The organism is Micromonospora sp. NPDC005710, assembly GCF_040630995.1.
Taxonomy (GTDB): domain Bacteria; phylum Actinomycetota; class Actinomycetes; order Mycobacteriales; family Micromonosporaceae; genus Micromonospora.
Window position 1 is genome coordinate 1 of record NZ_JBEXYP010000007.1, and the last position, 16,201, is coordinate 16,201.

The 16,201-nt window shown below is 71.3% G+C and carries 10 protein-coding genes and 2 pseudogenes; 6 read left to right on the forward strand and 6 right to left on the reverse strand.

Features of this window, described 5'->3' with window-relative positions:
* Nucleotides 1-240: pseudogene (locus ABZ406_RS11430) on the reverse strand (phytochelatin synthase); the annotation flags it as partial.
* Nucleotides 241-1,060: 820 nt separating this feature from the next.
* A complete protein-coding gene (locus ABZ406_RS11435; protein ID WP_357759025.1) occupies nucleotides 1,061-2,728 on the reverse strand; it encodes a beta-N-acetylhexosaminidase in 1,668 nt (555 codons plus the stop codon).
* 248 nt (nucleotides 2,729-2,976) lie between these two features.
* Between ABZ406_RS11435 and ppdK the strand changes: the two genes are divergently transcribed.
* Nucleotides 2,977-5,712, forward strand: a complete 2,736-nt coding sequence (gene ppdK, locus ABZ406_RS11440) for a pyruvate, phosphate dikinase (RefSeq protein ID WP_357759028.1) — start codon at nucleotides 2,977-2,979, stop codon at nucleotides 5,710-5,712.
* A gap of 44 nt (nucleotides 5,713-5,756) precedes the next feature.
* Here the strand turns inward: ppdK and ABZ406_RS11445 are convergent, their stop codons facing one another.
* Nucleotides 5,757-6,260 carry a roadblock/LC7 domain-containing protein gene (locus tag ABZ406_RS11445; protein WP_357759031.1) on the reverse strand — a complete coding sequence of 168 codons (504 nt, stop codon included), beginning with the start codon at nucleotides 6,258-6,260 and terminating at the stop codon, nucleotides 5,757-5,759.
* Between the two features lie 253 nt (nucleotides 6,261-6,513).
* Here ABZ406_RS11445 and ABZ406_RS11450 point away from each other — a divergent pair, with 253 nt between their 5' ends.
* From ABZ406_RS11450 to ABZ406_RS11460, 3 genes are read left to right on the forward strand one after another with little or no spacing between them, the layout of a single operon-like run.
* A complete protein-coding gene (locus tag ABZ406_RS11450) occupies nucleotides 6,514-6,861 on the forward strand; it encodes a VOC family protein (protein ID WP_357759034.1) in 348 nt (115 codons plus the stop codon).
* 49 nt (nucleotides 6,862-6,910) lie between these two features.
* Complete coding sequence (locus ABZ406_RS11455) at nucleotides 6,911-8,176, forward strand: deoxyguanosinetriphosphate triphosphohydrolase (protein WP_357759037.1); 1,266 nt, start codon at nucleotides 6,911-6,913, stop codon at nucleotides 8,174-8,176.
* Nucleotides 8,177-8,191: 15 nt separating this feature from the next.
* Nucleotides 8,192-9,040, forward strand: coding sequence for a siderophore-interacting protein (locus ABZ406_RS11460; protein WP_357759041.1), 849 nt, complete (start codon nucleotides 8,192-8,194; stop codon nucleotides 9,038-9,040).
* 7 nt (nucleotides 9,041-9,047) lie between these two features.
* Here ABZ406_RS11460 and ABZ406_RS11465 read toward each other — a convergent pair whose 3' ends face one another.
* Nucleotides 9,048-10,253 (reverse strand): low temperature requirement protein A, encoded by a 1,206-nt coding sequence (locus ABZ406_RS11465; RefSeq protein ID WP_357759044.1) that lies wholly within the window; start codon nucleotides 10,251-10,253, stop codon nucleotides 9,048-9,050.
* A gap of 113 nt (nucleotides 10,254-10,366) precedes the next feature.
* Here ABZ406_RS11465 and dnaG point away from each other — a divergent pair.
* Nucleotides 10,367-12,269 (forward strand): annotated as a pseudogene (gene dnaG, locus ABZ406_RS11470) (DNA primase).
* On the forward strand, nucleotides 12,270-12,806 hold the full coding sequence (locus tag ABZ406_RS11475; RefSeq protein WP_357759048.1) for a hypothetical protein: 537 nt from the start codon (nucleotides 12,270-12,272) through the stop codon (nucleotides 12,804-12,806).
* Nucleotides 12,807-12,816: 10 nt separating this feature from the next.
* Here the strand turns inward: ABZ406_RS11475 and ABZ406_RS11480 are convergent, their stop codons facing one another.
* The gene (locus ABZ406_RS11480; protein WP_357759051.1) at nucleotides 12,817-13,836 is read right to left on the reverse strand and encodes a TAXI family TRAP transporter solute-binding subunit; all 1,020 of its coding nucleotides are present in this window, start codon (nucleotides 13,834-13,836) and stop codon (nucleotides 12,817-12,819) included.
* Nucleotides 13,833-16,091: a TRAP transporter fused permease subunit gene (locus tag ABZ406_RS11485; protein ID WP_357759054.1), complete on the reverse strand. Its 2,259-nt coding sequence runs from the start codon at nucleotides 16,089-16,091 to the stop codon at nucleotides 13,833-13,835. Before ABZ406_RS11485 ends, ABZ406_RS11480 begins: the two co-directional genes overlap by 4 nt.
* Nucleotides 16,092-16,201 lie beyond the last annotated feature (110 nt).

The window sequence follows — 16,201 nt, forward strand, 5'->3', positions numbered from 1 at the left end:
CACGCTGAGGGCGTTGCGGGTGGCGGCGGGGCCGCAGTAGTAGAAGTTGGGTTGGGCTTCGTAGCGCACGCCGAGTTCCCGCTCGCCGTGACCGCCCTTGCGGTCGGTCTGGGTCTGGGTGGTGGGCTTGGCGGTGGTGGGTGCGGCGAACGCGGTGGTGACGGGGCCGGCGATGGCTGCGCCGGTGAACGCGAGGCCGGCGGCGGTGAGGGTGGTCTTACGGATCAGATCGGTACGCATGATGGCGTGCTCCTCTGCATTCGGGGGGACACCCGCGCGACCTCGGGGGTGGTCGTGTGGGGGAAAGGTTTTGGGGGTGCCCGGCGACCCGCGAGGGGGGGTCGGCGTCGGGACAGGGTGTAACGGGTGCTGGCGGCGGATCATTCCGCCTGCCCACAGGTGGTCGGCCGGGATGCTGCTCGGCCGTGCGGGGGTGTAACGGTCCCGGCCTGCGGGGTGTTCCCGCGTTGCCGGGCGGTGGTGGTGCTCGGCCGTGCGGGGGTGTAACGGTCCCGGCCTGCGGGGTGTTCCCGCGTTGCCAGGGTGGTGGTGCTCGGTGGTGCGGGGGGTGTAACCGGGGCGGCTCGGCGGATGTTCCCGGCGGCTGCCGCGCCCGGTGCCCTGCGACTCGACGGTCGCGGTGGTCTGCCAGGTATAACGACCTAGGCCGGCCGCCGATTCCACCGCCGGAGTGGCCCCGACCACCCGACAGGAACACCAAACCCGACAAAAACCCCATGGATGCGCACCCAGCCGCCAGAAGAATCCGACACGACGGCCTGGACGGCATGACCCATTCGGGTTCCTGGAAAGCGCGGTGTCCGAGCGGCTGGGACTCCCCGACTTCCTGAAAGCCGAGTGGATCATGCCTGTCTGGGTCATTGACACCGAGGAACCGACCCGCCCCGCAACTGACCCACCGGCCAGGCCCCGGCCAGGCCCGCCTCACTGCCCAGGCCTGCCTCACTGGCCAGGCCCGCCTCACTGGCCAGGCCCCGGCCAGGCCTGCCTCACCGGCCATGCCCGGCCGGCCCTCGGCACGCGTGGGCTGAGGTGGAGGTCAGCGGGTGGCGGTGTCGGGTTGGGGCGTGGTGCGCTGGGTGGGGATGGTCGGGGTGGTGGGCCAGGGGATCTCGGGCGCGCGGTGGTAGGTGATCCCGGCTGTCGTCCAGCGTGGGCCCTGGCTGGCCAGGCGGTCGCGGAAACTGGCCCAGTCGTGGCGTGCCCGGGGTGACCAGCCCAACTCGGCGATGGCGGGGAGGCGAGGCAGGAGCAGGAGTTCGATGTCCGCCAGCGAGGTGACCGATTCGGTCCAGAGCGGGGCTTCGACACCGAGAACAGCCTCGGCCGGTACGCCGGCGACGTGCGTACCCGGATCCCAGTCGTAGGCCTTTCGTACGTCGATGAGGCCGGCCCAGTCGTGCCCGATCGGGGTGTCCGCGGCGTACTTCATGTCCAGGTAGGCGTGGTTGCCGGGGGAGACGATCAGTCGGGCGCCCCGGCGTACGGCGTCGACGGTGGTGGGGTCTTCGCCGTTCGTGCCCCACCACTGGAGGACCCGCCCGTCGACGTGGGCGGCGGGCGCGAGTTGGTGCCAGCCGACGACGGCTTTGCCGAGGTCGGCGACGATGCGCTGGACCCGTTCGACGAAACCGGTGTAGACCTCGCCCTTCACCTTGAACGCCTCGTCGCCGCCGACGTGCAACCAGGGGCCGGGGGTGAGCGCGGCCACCTCGCCCAACACGTCGGCGACGAAGTCGTACGTCCGCTCGTCGGCCGGGTCGACGTAGCTGAAGCCGACCTCGGTGCCGGTGTAAGGCGGCGGCGGGGTCTTGTCCGGCGCCAGCTCCGGGTAGGCGACGAGCGCCGAGTTGGTGTGGCCCGGGAGGTCGATCTCCGGTACGACAGTGATGTGGCGGGAGGCCGCGTAGGAGACGATCCGCGCGTAGTCGGCAGTCGTGTAGTGCCCGCCGGGGCCGCCGCCGACCTCGGTGGTGCCGCCGACCGTGGTCAGCTTCGGCCAGGAGTCGACGGTGATCCGCCAACCCTGGTCGTCGGTGAGGTGCAGGTGCAGGTGGTTGAGCTTGTAGCGGGCCAGGTGGTCGACCACCCTCAGCACGTCCTCCACGGCGAAGAAGTGCCGCGCCACGTCGAGCATCGCGCCCCGGTAGGGGAAGCGGGGCGTGTCGGTGATGGTCCCGCCGGGCAGCGCCCAGTGTTCGGTGACCGGCTCGGGGCTTTCGATCGCCGCCGGTAGGAGTTGGCGGAGCGTCTGTACGCCGTAGAAGAGGCCGGCGCCGGTGGCGGCGGTGACGCGTACCCCATGGGTGGTGATGTCGAGGCGGTAGCCCTCCGCGCCGGGGTCGGCGTTGTCGTCGAGCACGAGCGCGATGCCACCGGCGGGCGTCGGCGTGGTGGAGTCGGTGACGGGCAGCGGGTAGCCGGTGGCCGGGCGCAGGAGGTCGGCGAGCTGCTCGGCGACGGCCAGCGCGGCAGGGTCGGCACTGGCCACGATGATCGCGTCGGCCGGGAGGACCCAGTCGGCTGCCGGGTCCGGCTGGACGTGGTAGGGGGCGGGGACGACGTCGGTCAGCCGGTGGGGGCCGGCCGTGGTGAGCAGCGTGGCCGCCGTCTGCTCGGCCGCGTGGGCCAGGGTGGCCGCGTCCGGTTCCTCCGCCGGCACTGGCGCGGGGACGGCGGTGGGGCCGGGGGTGGGGGTGGTCGACACGGCGGCGACTCCGGGGGGTGTATTCGCGTCGGTTATGGCAAAAGTGAGGTTCACCGGCTGGCGTGCCGTCAAGCGTACGACGTCGGCCGGGATGCGTGATGGTGCGCATGGAAGCGTTCCCAAAAACCGGTACGAACACGGATAGTCGTGAGGGCTGTGCCAATTGTCACCGAACGGTCCCAGGTCACCCGATGTTCCCTTAACCTTCGTTAAGTTTTCCATCCGGCGCGTGTGTTGTGGAGGCTCTGGTGGCAGCGCAAGAGACCGTCGATCACAAATACGTCTACGACTTCTCCGAAGGCAACAAGGACCTCAAGGAACTGCTCGGCGGCAAGGGGGCCAACCTCGCCGAGATGACCAACCTGGGCCTGCCCGTCCCGCCCGGATTCACCATCACCACCGAGGCGTGCCAGGCGTACCTCGCGACGGGGCGGGAGCCGGACGGGCTCGCCGGTCAGATCGAAGCGCACCTGGAGTCGCTCGAACGCGCGATGGGCAAGCGCCTCGGCGACCCGCAGGACCCCCTGCTGGTCTCCGTCCGCTCCGGTGCCAAGTTCTCCATGCCGGGCATGATGGAGACGGTCCTCAACGTGGGTCTCAACGACCAGAGCGTGGAAGGACTCGCACGACAGGCGAGCGGCTCGGCAGGTCAGGCCGCCTCCGGCGGCGCGGACAGGTTCGCCTGGGACTCGTACCGCCGGCTCATCCAGATGTTCGGCAAGACCGTCTGCGAGGTGCCGGGCGAGGAGTTCGAGCACGCCCTCGACGAGATCAAGAGCGCCAGGGGTACGGACAACGACCTGGATCTGGACGCCGACGACCTGCGTGGACTTGTCGACGCGTACAAGAAGATCTTCTTGAAGCACACCGGTCGGGAGTTCCCGCAGCAGCCACGCGAACAGCTCGACCTCGCCATCCGGGCGGTCTTCGAGTCGTGGAACGCCGAGCGCGCCGTGCTCTACCGCCGGCAGGAGCGCATCCCGGCCGACCTCGGCACCGCTGTCAACGTGGTGACGATGGTCTTCGGCAACCTGGGCCCCGACTCCGGCACCGGGGTCGCGTTCACCCGCGACCCGGCCAGCGGCGCGCAGGGCATCTACGGCGACTACCTGGCCAACGCCCAGGGCGAGGACGTGGTCGCCGGCATCCGCAACACGGTGCCGTTGCAGGAGTTGGAGCAGCTCGACAAGTCCTCCTACGACGAGCTGCTCGGCATCATGGCCCGGCTGGAGGAGCACTACCGGGACCTGTGCGACATCGAGTTCACCATCGAACGCGGCAAGTTGTGGATGTTGCAGACCAGGGTCGGCAAGCGCACCGCCGCCGCCGCGTTCGTCATCGCCGGGCAGCTCGTCGACGAGGGCCTGATCGACCTGGACGAGGCGTTGCACCGGGTGAACGGCGCGCAACTGGCTCAGCTGATGTTCCCCCGCTTCCAACTCGACCACGAGTTCGCGCCGGTCGCCACCGGCATCGGCGCCTCGCCCGGCGCGGCGTCCGGCACCGTGGTCTTCACCTCCGCCCGAGCCGTCGAGCTGGCCGCCGAGGGCAGGTCGGTGATCCTGGTGCGTCGGGAGACCAATCCGGACGACCTGAACGGCATGATCGCCGCGAAGGGCATCCTCACCTCGCGCGGCGGCAAGACCAGTCACGCCGCGGTGGTGGCCCGGGGCATGGGCAAGACCTGCGTCTCGGGCGCCGACGCGATCGAGGTGAACGTGCCGGCGAAGCGGTTCACCGTCGCCGGGCAGACCGTCGACGAGGGCGATGTGGTGTCCATCGACGGCACCACCGGCAAGGTCTACCTCGGCGAGGTGCCGGTCATGCCCTCCGAGGTCGTGCAGTACTTCGAGGGCAGCCTCGACCCCGAGCACATCGACAACCCACTGGTCCGGGCCGTACACCGGATCATGACGCATGCCGACGGGAAGCGGCGGCTGGCGGTCCGGACGAACGCCGACACCGGCGCGGACGCCGCCCGGGCCCGGCGCTTCGGTGCCGAGGGCATCGGGCTGTGCCGGACCGAGCACATGTTCCTCGGCGATCGGCGGGAGCTTGTCGAGCGGCTGATCCTGGCCCGCGCCCCGGGTGAGCGGGAGGCGGCGTTGGCGGCGCTGCTGCCGTTGCAGCGGGCCGACTTCGAGGAGATCTTCCGTGAGATGGACGGCCTGCCGGTCACCGTCCGGCTCATCGACCCGCCGTTGCACGAGTTCCTGCCGCCGCTGGAGCAGCTTGCCGTGAACGTGGCGGTGGCCCAGGAACGCGGCGAGGACGTGGCGAAGGAGGAGGCGCTGCTCGCCGCCGTCCGGCGGATGCACGAGGAGAACCCGATGCTCGGGCTGCGCGGCGTACGCCTCGGCCTGGTCATCCCCGGTCTTTTCGCGATGCAGGTCAGGGCGATCGCCGAGGCGGCGGTCAGCTGCACGCGCGGCGGCGGCGCGGCGAAACCGGAGATCATGGTGCCGTTGGTCGGCGCGGTGCAGGAACTGGAGACGGTCCGCGCCGAGGCCGAAAAGATCATCGCCGAGGTGGTTGGGGACAGCGGCGTCGAGGTGCTGATCGGCACCATGATCGAGGTGCCCCGGGCGGCGCTGACCGCCGGGCAGATCGCCGAGGCCGCCGAGTTCTTCTCCTTCGGCACCAACGACCTGACCCAGATGGGCTGGGGTTTCTCCCGTGACGACGTGGAGGGCGCGTTCTTCTGGCGTTACCTGGAGCTGGGCATCTTCGGCATCTCGCCGTTCGAGTCGATCGACCGCGACGGCGTCGGCCGGTTGATCCGGATCGCCGCCGAGGAGGGCCGGGCCGCCCGGCCGGGGCTGAAACTCGGTATCTGCGGTGAGCACGGTGGCGACCCCGACTCGGTGCACTTCTTCCACGAGGTCGGCCTGGACTACGTGTCCTGCTCGCCGTTCCGGGTGCCGGTGGCCCGGCTGGAGGCCGGTCGGGCGGTGGTGGAGAGCGGCGGGTCGGACAGCCGCTGACGCACGTCGGCGGCGGCCGGGTCACCCCGGTCGCCGTCGGCGCCTCAGATCGGCGGGCGACGCCAGGTGGGTCGGGCCGAGCGGCGCAACTGCGCCGGCAGGGTCGCCATCGGGGTACGCGTGGCAAGCGGGGCGTGCGCGTCCGGCACGGCTGTCGCTCCGATGCCTCCGCCGCCGCGTACGTCGAGGAACGAGCCCGCCCGGCGTGCCACCGCCCGCGCCTCGTCGTGCAGCGCCTCCAGGTCCGCCGGCGCCGACACGGTGACGAGGGTCAACAGGGCGCTCTGCCCGGCCGGGTAGGTCACCACGCAGCCGGCTGTGGTGCAGACGACCGACTCCCGGAACTCACCCTGCCGCACGGTGTCGGCCACCCGGTGCCCGAGCCCGAAACTCGCGGCGGCGAGCGCGGCGAGATGGGTGGCGTCGGTGCTGGGGAGGTCGCTGGAGATGAGCAGGCCGTCGGTGCCGGCGAGCACCGTACCGGCGATGTCGGGCCGGCGTCGGCGCAGCCCGCGTAGCTCCGTTCCCAGCACCGTGTCTGCGTCCACGAGCGTCACCCCTCACCGGTCGGCTCAACGTGTCAGTCGGCTGGTCACGTTCCGCGCTGGGAACGCTACCGCTGGCCACTTCCGGCCGCGAGCCCGTAACCGTCGGCGATCGGTCGGCAACTGTGGGCCAATCGGTGGTTGTGTGCCATTCGTCGATGCGTCGTGAGCGGGTCGGGCAACGGTGGCGGGCGTAATCTTGGCTCGCTCGTACACGGCCGATTGGGCGCCGCGTCGAACGGAAAGAGGTGACTGCATGACAAGTGTCTGGGACAGCCTCGTTGTGGACGCCCGCGATCCGGCCCGACTGGCCCGTTGGTGGGCCGAGGCGCTCGGCTATCAGGTCGTCACCGAGAAGCCCGACGAGGTGGAGATCCGCCAGTCCGCCGACCGCCTGCCCGGCCTGGTCTTCGTGCCGGCGACCGACGGCAAGGAGCGCAAGAACCGGCTGCACATCGACCTGCGCCCCGCGAACCGGGAGGCCGAGGTCGAGCGCCTGGTCGACATGGGCGCCCGGCACGTCGACATCGGCCAGGGTGAGGCCGACTGGACGGTGCTGTCCGACCCGGAGGGCAACGAGTTCTGCGTCCTCCGTGAGAAGTGAGGAGTGAGCCGGTCTTGCGAGCCCCGCAGTCGCGAACAGTTGAATCTGCGTGAGAAGTGAGGCGGGCGCGGCGGACGCGCGGTTGGTCGAGGAGCCGCCCAAGGACACCGGGCACCGCCGGTCGCCGTACGAGCGCGATCGGGCCCGGGTGCTGCACTCGGCGGCGTTCCGCCGACTGGCCACCAAGACGCAGGTGCACACCGCCGGCACCGACGACTTCCTGCGTACCCGGCTGACCCACTCGTTGGAGGTGGCTCAGATCGCCCGGGAGATGGGTGCCCGGTTGGGTTGCGACCCGGACGTGGTGGATGTCGCGGGGTTGGCGCACGACCTCGGGCACCCGCCGTTCGGGCACAACGGCGAGGCCGCGCTGGACCTGCTCGCCACGCCCTGCGGTGGCTTCGAGGGCAATGCGCAGACCCTGCGGGTGTTGACCCGCCTGGAGGCGAAGGTGCTCGCCCCGGACGGCTCGTCGGCCGGGCTGAATCTGACCCGGGCGTCGCTCGACGCGATCGGCAAGTACCCGTGGCCGCGCCGGCCGGGGGAGCGCAAGTTCGGGGTGTACGCCGACGACGCTGCCGTCTTCGACTGGATCCGGGCCGGTGCGCCAGGCGTACGGCGGTGCCTGGAGGCCCAGGTGATGGACTGGGCCGACGATGTCGCGTACTCGGTGCACGACGTGGAGGACGGCATCCACGGTGGCTACGTGACGTTGCACAGGCTGCTCACCGACGCCGACGAGCGGGCCGCGCTCTGCGCGGACGTGGCCGCCGCCTATTCGGGGGAGTCCGCGGGGGACCTGGCCGAGGTGCTCGTCGATCTGTTGGCCGGTCCGCTGCTCGCCCCGTTCGCCGGGTACGACGGCAGTCATCGTGCGCAGGTCGCGTTGAAGGCCACCACCAGCGGGGTGACCGGGTTGTTCGTGTCCGCTGCGGTGTCCGCCACGGAGGAGCGTTTCGGTCCGGGCCCGCACCGCCGTTACGGGGCCGATCTGGTGGTGCCCCGACTGGTCCGGGCACAGTGTGCCCTGCTCAAGGGCATCGCTTTGCGGTACGTGATGCGTCGCAGTGGCTTCCGGGGCCGCTACGAGCGGCAGCGGACGATGTTGGCGGAGTTGGTGGCGGTGCTGGTGCGGCGCGCTCCGGAGGGGTTGGACCCGGTCTTCGCCCCGCTGTGGCGGGCCGCCCCGGACGACACGACCAGACTGCGGGTGGTGATCGACCAGGTCGCCTCGCTGACCGACCCGGCGGCGGTGAGTTGGCACACCCGACTGGTCGGCGGAGGCACGCCACCGGTTGACCACGAGCCAGCTTAGGCTAGCCTAACTGACATGACGGAACGCCCCAGGAACGTCACCTTGGCCCGGGTGCTGCGCACCGAGCGGCCCACCCCGCACCTGATCCGGATCGTCCTCGGTGGGGACGAGCTGGTTGGTCTACCGGTGGGCGAGTTCACCGACCACTACATCAAGGTGGTGTTCCCGCAGCCGAACGTCGCGTACCCGCAGCCGCTGGACCTCGCCGCGATCCGCCGGGACCTGCCCCGGGAGCAGTGGCCCCGGCTGCGCGCGTACACGGTGCGGCGCTGGGACCCGCTGGCCGGGGAGTTGACTGTCGACGTGGTGCACCACGGCGACGAGGGGTTGGCCGGCCCGTGGGCCGCCGCGCTGCGCCCGGGTGACCCGGTGCACTTCGTCGGCCCTGGCGGCGCGTACGCCCCGAACCCGGACGCGGACTGGCACCTGCTGGTCGGTGACGAGAGCGCCCTGCCGGCGATCGCCGCCGCGTGTGAGCGCCTGCCGCTGGGTGCCCGGGCCCACGTCCTCGTGGAGATCGCCGACCTGGCGGAGGAGCAGAAGCTGCTCAGCCCCGGGGCTGTGGAGCTGACCTGGCTGCATCGCGGCGACCGCCCGGTGGGCGAGGCGTTGGTGGCGGCGGTGCGGGCGTTGGAGTTCCCGGCCGGCCAGGTGCACGCGTTCGTGCACGGCGAGGCCGCTTTCGTGCGGGAGTTGCGCCGGCTGCTGCGCGGCGAGCGGGGCGTACCCCTCGATCGGCTTTCCATCTCCGGCTACTGGCGGCGCGGCATGGACGACGAGGGTTGGCGCTCCACCAAGGCCGACTGGAACCAGCAGGTGGCGGCCGAGGAGACGAGCACCGCACAGCCGGCCGGGGTGGCCTGAGCGCCGCTCATCCCTCGGGCGGCTGGTTCGACTCGCCGGCCTTGGCGAGTCGCCGGCTGACCAGGGCGGCGTACCCGACGACGGCCAGGGAGAGCAGCGACAACATCAGCCTCGGTCGGTGCACCGTCACGGTGATCAGGGAGACCGAGGCCACCCCGTAGGCGGCGATCGCCAACCGGGCGGCGCTCGGCCGGGTCCACAACCAGTACAGGGCGAGACCGCAGAGCGTCCAGACCACCATCGATGCGCCGAGCAGCAGCCGCAACTCCAGCGGCAGGTGGTGGGTGTTGTCGTCGACGAGCCGGACCACCTGCCCGAGCGACCAACCGAGCAGCAGCAGCGCACCGCCGAGCGGAATGTGCAGGTAGCTGTATGCCTGCCCGCCCCGGAGCCGCCGCTGAAGCAGACGGGTGGTGACGAACGTGGTGTAGACCCACCAGACGGCCGCCGGGATCAGGAACGCCAGCGCGGCGGTGAGGATCATGTGTGGCGGGGGATGGTCCGGTACGGCGAAGAGCAGGCTGGCCAACGCACTGCCCAGCACGATGATGGTGAACTGCCCGATCCGTTCCGGCAGGTGCCTGTTGTCCACCGGCCAGCGGTTGAGCCAACGCGCCCCGACCCAGGGCGTGGACAGTTCGATCACCATCGCGACGATCCACAGGACGGGCCGCAGCTCGGTGGGCACGATCAGCGACACCAACCAGATCAACCAGCCCGACCCGAAGCCGATCAGGTAGATGGTCGTCACCATCCGGGCCATCGGGCTGGTGGAACGGGCGCGCAGGTACAGCAGGAGCAGCACACCCCGCACGATCAGGTACCCGATGGGCAGGAGCACGCTCTCCGGCACCTCGTCGACCCCGAGGGTCATCGCACCCGCGCCCACGAGCGCGACGAGTACCAGCACGCGGTGCAGCGCGTCGTCCGGGTCGAACCGGGTGTCGTAGTAGACCTGCCCCATCCAGGCCCACTGGACCACCACGAAGAGCCCGATCACGGCCAGTACGTCGGTCGGCGATGGGCGTGGCTCGCCACCCAGCCGAGCCACCACCGCCGCCAGCGCGTACACGAAGATGAGGTCGAGGAAGAGTTCCAGCCAGGTGGCGTGCCGGTGCCCTGCCTCGTCCTCACCGGGGGTCTGATCGGGTAGCCCGACCCGTCCGGCCAGCCACCTCGGCAGGCGGGGGGCGTGGCTTCGTACCCGGCGCATCTGGTCATGGTCCCTGTGCGGACCCGGCCGGCGGGCCGGAACCGCCCAGCCGGCAGCGGCCGCCGCCACACCGGCGTCCCCCGGCCGGCGTGTCGTCGGTCCGGCAGGGCAGGATGTACGGCGAGGGGGTGGCGCATGGCTGGGCGGATCCGGGACGAGGACATCGCACTGGTCCGGGAACGCACCTCGATCGGGGATGTGATCTCCGAGACGGTCACCTTGAAGTCCGCCGGTGGCGGCAACCTCAAGGGCCTGTGCCCGTTCCACGACGAGAAGAGTCCGTCGTTCAACGTGTCCCCGGCCCGCAACGTCTGGTACTGCTTCGGCTGCGGGGCCGGCGGCGACGCGATCAAGTTCCTGATGGACGCTGACCACCTCAGCTTCGTGGAGTCGGTCGAGCGGCTGGCCGGCCGCGCCGGCATCCAACTGCGCTACATCGAGGACGACAGGGGCACCCCGCGTCCCCGCCCGCAGCAGGGTCAGCGGCAGCGCCTGGTCGCCGCGCACGCCGCCGCTGTCGAGTTCTACAGCGGTCAGCTCGGCACCGCCGGTGCCCGCCCGGCCCGGGAGTTCCTGGCCCGACGGGGCTTCGACCGGGCGGCCGCCGAACGCTACGGCTGCGGGTTCGCGCCGGAGGGTTGGGACCTGCTCACCAAGCACCTGCGTCAGCGGGGCTTCACCCACCAGGAGCTGGTCACCGCCGGGCTGTCCCGGGAGTCCCGCTCCGGCTCGCTCATCGACAGGTTCCGCCGCCGGTTGCTCTGGCCGATCCGCGACCTCGCCGGTGACGTGATCGGCTTCGGCGCGCGCAAGCTCTTCGACGACGACGACGGCCCGAAGTACCTGAACACCCCCGAGACGCCGATCTACAAGAAGTCGCACGTGCTCTACGGCATCGACCAGGCCAAACGGGAGATCGCCAAGCAGGGTCGGGCGGTGATCGTCGAGGGTTACACCGACGTGATGGCCTGTCACCTCGCCGGGGTGACCACGGCGGTGGCGACCTGCGGCACCGCCTTCGCCACGGACCACATCTCGGTCCTGCGGCGGCTCCTGTTCGACAGCGACGAGGTGGCCGGCGAAATCATCTTCACCTTCGACGGTGACGCCGCCGGGCAGAAGGCCGCGCTGCGCGCCTTCGAAGATGATCAGCGCTTCGTCGGGCGCACGTTCATCGCGGTCAGCCCGGACAACATGGACCCGTGCGACCTGCGGCTGGCCAAGGGTGACCTGGCGGTGCGTGACCTGGTCGCCCGTCGGGAGCCGCTCGTCGACTTCGCGCTGCGGCACATGATCGGCCGCTTCGACCTGGACACCGTCGACGGCCGGGTCGAGGCCATGCGGCACGCCGCGCCGCTCGTCGCGCGACTCAAGGACCGGGAGAAGCGCCCGGAGTACGTCCGCAAGCTCGCCATGGACCTCGGCATGGAGATCGAGCCGGTGCAGCGGGCGGTGCTCGCCGCCGCCAACACCCCGCCGCCCGCCAGCCGCGACACCGCACCCGCCGCCCGGCCCGCCCCGGCCCGCCCAGAACCGGCACTGGACAGCCCGCTGTCGATGGTCGAGCGGGAGGCGTTGAAGCTCGCCCTCCAGCAGCCGGTCCTGGCCGGGCCGATGTTCGACGCGGTCGAGGCCACCGAATACCGCCACCCGGTGCACGTCGCCGTGCGGACGGCCATCGCGGCGGCCGGTGGCGTCGCGTCGGCGACCGGCGGCGCGGTCTGGATCGAGAAGGTCCGCGACGCCTGTGACGACCTGGCAGCGGCGGCGCTGGTCGGTGAGTTGGCCGTCGAGCCAATGCGGATCGACGCCGAGCCGGACCCACGCTATGTGTCGATCACGATGGCCCGGGTGCAGTTCGGGTCGGTGACCGCCCGGGTCCGGGACCTCAAGTCACGCATCCAGCGGATCAACCCGGTCAACAACAAGGACGAGTACTTCGCCGCCTTCGGTGAGCTGCTGTCCCTGGAGCAGCACGCCCGCGCGCTGCGCGAGCAGGCCGCGGGAGGCCTCTAGATGGGACTGTTCAACCGTAAGCCGAAGCTGCCGCCGGCCGACCGGCCGCCGCTGACCGCCGACGAACGGGTGTTGGCCTGGGCCGCCGCCGGCAACGGCGAGGGCGACGGGGTGGTGGTCGCCACCAACCTCGGGTTGTGGTTGCCCGGTCGCGGGCACCGGCTCGGGTGGCACAGCGTCCTCAAGGCGGTCTGGTCCGGCCGGGAGCTGACAGTCACCCCCGCCGAGCCGCTCGTCGACCGGGACGGCTACACGGTCGTCCTCGACGGCACCGCCGAGACGTACCTGCTGCTCGACCCGGGGGAGTTGCCGCACCAGGTGCGGGCCCGGGTGACCCGTTCGGTCGCGTACACCGAGCAGCAGCCGGTGCCCGGCGGCGCGGCACGGGTCGCGGCCCGCCGCGTGGCCGGGGTCGACGGTCTGACCTGGACGGTCCGACTCGAACCCGGCACACCGGCGGACGACGAGGGCCTGTTCGCCGAGACCGACCGGCTGGTCGCCGTGGCCCGCGCCGCCACCGCGCCGGCCGACGGCTGACCAGGCCCGGTCAGTTCGCGCCGAGGTCCGTCAGCGCCTTCGCGGCGCCTCGGTGAAGCGGCACCGGCAGGGTCCGGCGGGCCTTCTCCAGTGAGATCCCCTTGGCCGCCGGGTTGGCCTGGGCCAGGGCGTCGCGCTTGTCGAACACCGTCCGGGTGATCGCGCAGGCCACGTTGGCGTCCAGGTCCTTGCGGACCAGCAGCACGTTGGGCACGACGATGGTCGGGGTGTCGGTCGCCGTCCGGTACGCGTCCCGCCCGATGGTGCCTCCCTGGTAGCCGGGGCTCAGCGCGGTCATCTTCGGCAGCAACGGCGAAAGGTCCACGAAGGTCACCGAGTCGCCGGCAGTGGTGAACAGGTCGGTCAGGCCTCCGGTGGGCAGACCTCCCGACCAGAAGAAACCGTCGACGCTGCCATCCTTGATGCCCTCCACCGTCTTGGTGAGGTCCAGTCGCTGCGCCCGGATGTCCTTTGCCGGGTCGAGGCCGGCGGCCTCCAACAACCGGTTGGCGATCACCTCGGTGCCGGACTTCGGGGAGCCGGTGGAGATCCGCTTGCCCCGCATGTCGGCCACCGAGGTGATCCCCGAGTCCTTGCGGACCACCACCTGCGTGTAGTTGTCGTAGATCCGGGCCAGCGCCTGCACCGGCTGCGGCGCGGTGAAGCTGCCCTTGCCCTCGACCGCGTTGACAGCCGTGTCGAACAGCGAGAACGCCACGTCGTACTGGCCGGCGACGAGTTGCTCGACGTTCTGCACCGACGCGCCGGTCTCGGCGGCGGTGCCGGTGAGCTTGCCGCCGGTCGCCCCGGACAACTGCCCGGCCAGGGCGTTGCCGACCACGTAGTAGACGCCTGTCGCGTTGCCGGTGGCGATGCCGACGCGCGTCTCCCTGGTCACCTCGCAGGTGATATCGCTGGCCGTGTCGTCGGTCGCCGCACCGCCCTGCTGACCTCCACAACCCACGCTGCCGACCGTGACGAGGGCGAGCGCGCTCAGGCCCGCCGCGAGGCGTACGTCGATTCGTCTCACAGTTGTTCCTCCACACGATGGGCTGATGATCCGGACGAGGACCGCCCGGCGGACGCGCGTCGGGCGAACACACCCGCCGCCGCGACGACGGCAAGCGCCGCGCCGACCATGACAGGCACGGGTTCCAGCCAGAGCACTGTGACGCCGGCGACGGCACCCAGCACCCGTTCCGGGGCGCCCGCCGGCCCCACACCGGGCAACCAACCACCCGCGGCGACGGCGAGCACCGCCACGCTGAGCGCTGTGACCGCGGAAGCGACGGCGATCCGCTGGACACCGCCGACACCGAGCAGACCCAGGCCGGCCGGCGTGATGACGAACGCGATCGGGGTCAGGTACGCCGGCAGCGCGTACCGCAGGGTCTGCCACATGGTCGGCACCAGCCGGCCGCCGGTGACCGCGGCGGCGGCCACCGCGGCCAGCGCCGTCGGTGGGGACACCTCGGACAGCACCGCGAAGTAGAAGACGAACATCGCCGCCGCCGGAGCGGCGACGCCCAGATCGAGCAGGGCCGGACCGACGATCACCCAACCGATCACGAACGACGCGGTGACCGGCACGGCCAGGCCCAGCAGGCTGAGCGCGACGGCCGCGAGCAGCGCGGTGAGCACCAGCACCAGCGTCGGGTCCGAGGTGGCGGCCCGCGCCCCGCCGATCAGCAACGCCGCCGCCTGCGGCCCGAGGCCGGTCTTCGTGGTCGTCGCCGTGATGATGCCGGCCGCGGCGCAGACAGCGGTGACGGCCAGGACGCCGCGTACGCCGGTGACGAGCGCGGTCACCAGCCGGCCCGGGGTGAGCCGGTGCGCGCGGTCCAGGTAGGAGAGCACGGCGGCGACGACGATGGCGAACACGACAGCCCTCGTCGCCGACACACCGACGGCAAGGAACACGATGATGGCCATCAGCGAGGCGAAGTGGTAGCCGAACCGGGCCAGCAGACGCCACGGCGAGCCGACGTCGATCACCACATGGCGTACGCCGGAGCGGCGGGCGTCGATCTCCACGGCGAGCAGGATGCCGAGGTAGTAGAGCACCGTCGGCACCGTTGCCCAGCCCAGCACCTGGAGGTACGAGACGCCCAGGTACTCGGCGATGATGAACGCCGCCGCACCCAGTGTGGGTGGGGAGAGGATGGCGCCCACCCCCGCCGCGGCCAGCATGCCGCCGGCCCGCTCGGGCGGATAACCCGCGCGGCGCAGCAGCGGCCAGGTGACCGCACCGATGCTCACTGTCGTCGCCGCCCCCGACCCGGAGACGGTGCCGAGCAGGAAACCGGACGCCACCGCCGTGCGCCCGGCGGCGGTCCGGGAACGTCGGAACGCCGCCGCCGACAGGTCGACGAAGAACCGCCCGGCCCCGGACAACTCCAGCACCGCACCGTAGATGGTGAACAGCACGATGTACGAGGCGGCCACGTCGAGTGGCGTGCCGTAGAAGCCGCTGTCGGAGTTGTAGAACGCGTCGACGAGTTGACTGAAGTCGAGCCCGGCGTGCGCGACAGGCCACGACTGCGGCAGCAACCCGCCGTAGTAGCCGTAGCCGAGAAACAGCAGGCAGACCGCGGGCAGGATCCAACCGGTGGTGCGTCGACACGCTTCGAGCAGCAGGAGCAGCAGGACGGTGCCCAACACCAGATCGGTCGGTGCCAGCAGACCCTGCCGGTCGAGGAAGGCGTTGTAGCCACCGCCACCGCTGCCGATCCGGATCGGCAGGACCGGATAGAGACAGGCCGCGACCGCCAGGGCGCCCAGCGCCCAGTCGGTCACAGTGGGCCGCGTCGACGCGGGTTGTCGCCGGGTGCGGAAGCGGGCCGGCAGCCGCAGGTCGGCCGGGTAGGCGAGGAAGACAAGCGGGAGTACGCCGGCCAGAAAGATGATCAGATAGTACTTGCTGCCCTGCGAAAGAGGACGGAACACCTGCCACAGGGCGAGAGCGCCGACCGCCAGTGCCGCGGTGGTGAGGATCAGCCCCGCCGGCCCGGAGAGCACCCGCCCCGGTTTCTCGTCCTCGAACTGGGTGGCCAGGTCGCGAGTCGCCTGCCCGGATGGACCGGGCCCGGTCGGCTCGGCTGCCGGCCGTGGTCGGGGCAGCCCGTTGCCGGGGCTCGCTGCTGGCTCGCCGCCAGGGCTCGTCGCGGAGCCGTCGCCGGGATCCGTCGCGGTCTCGCCGCCAGGGCTCGTGTCGGGCTCGTCAACGGGAGAGTTGGCTGGTCGGGCAGGTGACGGTGAGCCATCGGGCGTGCTGATGGGTGGCACGGAAGGACGATACACGTCGATCGGATGACGGGTGGGGCATCGATCGGCGTTTCGCCGTCGGTGGTCCGCCGGCGGGTATTTGCGTGGAGAGGTGTCGGACCCGGCGGTTA